This window comes from Bradyrhizobium sp. sGM-13, assembly GCF_018398875.1.
GTDB lineage: Bacteria > Pseudomonadota > Alphaproteobacteria > Rhizobiales > Xanthobacteraceae > Bradyrhizobium.
The window spans coordinates 1-2375 of record NZ_JAGWDK010000120.1; the positions used below are offsets into that span (position 1 = coordinate 1).

Annotated in this window: 4 protein-coding genes; 3 read left to right on the plus strand and 1 reads right to left on the minus strand. The window is 60.8% G+C overall.

Translation table 11 applies throughout. From position 1 onward, the window contains the following. Positions 1 to 145: 145 nt before the first annotated feature. Complete coding sequence (locus KJQ96_RS38315) at positions 146 to 610, minus strand: hypothetical protein (protein ID WP_213291136.1); 465 nt, start codon at positions 608 to 610, stop codon at positions 146 to 148. Between the two features lie 13 nt (positions 611 to 623). On the opposite strand from KJQ96_RS38315, the gene KJQ96_RS38320 reads away from it, so the two are divergent. The 3 genes from KJQ96_RS38320 to KJQ96_RS38330 all read left to right on the plus strand — a co-directional run bounded on the left by KJQ96_RS38320 (position 624) and on the right by KJQ96_RS38330 (position 2040). Then, a complete protein-coding gene (locus KJQ96_RS38320) occupies positions 624 to 770 on the plus strand; it encodes a hypothetical protein (RefSeq protein WP_213256467.1) in 147 nt (48 codons plus the stop codon). 144 nt (positions 771 to 914) lie between these two features. Next, positions 915 to 1106, plus strand: a complete 192-nt coding sequence (locus tag KJQ96_RS38325; RefSeq protein ID WP_213256465.1) for a hypothetical protein — start codon at positions 915 to 917, stop codon at positions 1104 to 1106. Positions 1107 to 1875: 769 nt separating this feature from the next. After that, positions 1876 to 2040: a hypothetical protein gene (locus KJQ96_RS38330; protein ID WP_213256463.1), complete on the plus strand. Its 165-nt coding sequence runs from the start codon at positions 1876 to 1878 to the stop codon at positions 2038 to 2040. The last annotated feature ends 335 nt before the right edge of the window (positions 2041 to 2375 follow it).

The following is a 2375-nucleotide window of genomic DNA, read 5'->3' on the forward strand; positions in this document are numbered from 1 at the left end:
TTCCACCAATTCAGCCTGCTCCATCAGCGCAGGTTTCATGGAATCGGTCGTCTAGTTATGAAGTGGGCGTACGAGACACGCGATGGGTTAGCCGAGATTATCATCGTCCCCGGGCGGGGGCGCCCTCCTGTTTGACGGTCAGATTCTAGGCCAATTCATCTCGCCGGATTATAGCCGCAGAAGGAATCGAGGGGCAGTTCAGGCCGCCGAACTGATCTCCTGCATTCGTCAGGTCTCCGGCGCGCTGGAGGTTGAGAAGCGCGGCCCGCGCAAGCCGAAGGTCGCAGCGATGGCGTGACATGTCCGAGCGCCGGATACTTCCAGCGTCGTCGAGCCGAGACATTCGAGATCGAATGGGGTGGCTTTGGTCCCCACTTTGCTGAGGCTGGGGTTTCATGACGACGGGTCCTGGGCTGATGCGTTCATCAATGGCGGCAAATTCGGCGAGAGCGTCGAAGGCCATCGCGCGCCACGCGGCAGTCGTCTGTTGCTGGCGCTTCAGTACGGAGCCGACATCGACAACGTTGCAACCGCGATCACGCGCGACGGCGCCGGGGCGCCATCCTCGATCCTTGGCACCGTCGTCGACCAGCTCCTGTTGCCAGCCCACGGGAGCAGACGGGATGACCACGCCCTATGAGAACGCGACCATCGCAGCGCGCGACGAGATCACCAAGCTGTTGCGCCGGTTCGGCTGCGAGCATTTCGCCACCGCGGCCGGTCGATGCAGCTGTGCGCCAGCGCGAAAGGCTGGGCTGCGCTGTACCTGAAAGAGCATCCATACAGCTACCGGATTCGCCTTCGCAACGCCCGAGAAGGAGCATCGCGAGCGCGCGCTGGCGCAGGGACCCTAGTCGATCTCGATTCCATCGATCGATGTATGCCGCGCTGCCCGAGATGTGACGGGAGGTCCCATGATCCACATCCACTGGATTGATCGCGGTGGCAAGGCGACGCAACCGCCGGACCCCGACTATCCCTACGGCATCGATGTCGATCTGACCGGCGGCAGGACGCCGTTCTGCGAAACCGCGCTGCCCTACCCGGCAAAGCGTCTCGGCTACTTCACGGTCGCATGCGACCTCTGCGGCTTCACCGCGATGTGACGACCGCGGGCCGCCCCCGACTATCCCAAGAGCGTGAGGCTGCCGTGCAAGATCGAGGACCGCACCGCCCGGGCGGCTCGACATGCAGGAGCGGAGGATGAGTGAGTTCGGACCGGCTTGCGTGATCTGCGGCGCCATTGATTTCGATCAGTCGCTGGCGGATGCAACATCTGCGCGGCCTGCGACATTGGCGATTTCGGTCCGGAGCGCGTGCGCGTCGGCTGCAGTTGGCGGTCGCCGAGCGCTTGGTCCCGGTCGACGATGCGCTGGCCCGCCAGCTCTCACGCTCGATGGCAGAGAACGTTAGATGATCGTGGCCGAGCTACTCGACCACGACCCTTTTAGACTTCGCGGCCGCCTGATCGAACTGGGAGTGCGAGACCTAAAAGCGATGACAACGTCAAGCGTTGCCGCTCAATTTGAAGAAGGCCCGATGCTCAACGTAAGGGGGGACCCTCAGGCCAACCCACCCACTCCTGAAGAACTCGATCCCAAGTGCGCAGCCAAAGCGTCCCGAAGCTGCAGATGCTCTTCAGGAGTCAATTCGGTCGCAATAGGCTGACATATCGCTTTTCAATGTTTTCTCCTTTCACGCAGTGTGGCCGGTCAGCGGCTGCTGCCGCCGTTGCATGGGAGCAAGTATCGCGCGAACTGCGCAGAAAGGGCAGAAAAGGGTTTTGCATGCTAAAGGCTGGGATTGTACGGCAGACCGCCTAACGTTACTGCGCGGACGTGACAAGCCCGACAAAAGGCGCGACACGAGGGATTGATGCCGAATGGGCTGATGAGCAGCAGACAACAAGAAGAGAACGGCCGTGTCGCCCGTAGGCATCGAAGATCGAAGAAGCCAAAGAAGGCCGCCTCCGGCGAGAACGAGATGTTGCTGCTGATTGCGGGCGAGGCCGCGAAAGAAGCAACGGCCAGAAGCCAATGACGAGCCTCAAACGAAATCTGCGTTAGGTACTCGTGGACTGCGCCTTCCTCAGCTCAGTAAACGTACCATTGGTAGGCACATCACCAATTACCGACGTTCGGCGGGGCATTCTGGGCAGGCGCCCTGATAGGATAGAGCACATCACCAAGATCTCGGCATTAGCCTAGTGTGGTGAGATATGCCAGGCGGTTGATTGTCAGAAGCGATGGCGAGAGCGGAGCTATCGCTGAAAGTTGGTGACGGCGGGAATCGGAAAGGCGGCATATCGTGGGGGTGCTTGTCTCCACCGAAGGAGCGATATGCCGTGTCCAAAGATAACATCATCAAGCTGATTC

Coding starts and splice junctions, on each gene's coding strand:
- KJQ96_RS38320 (WP_213256467.1), top strand. CDS start 624: ATGACCACGCCCTATGAGAACGCGACCATCGCAGCGCGCGACGAGATC.
- KJQ96_RS38325 (WP_213256465.1), top strand. CDS start 915: ATGATCCACATCCACTGGATTGATCGCGGTGGCAAGGCGACGCAACCG.
- KJQ96_RS38330 (WP_213256463.1), top strand. CDS start 1,876: ATGCCGAATGGGCTGATGAGCAGCAGACAACAAGAAGAGAACGGCCGT.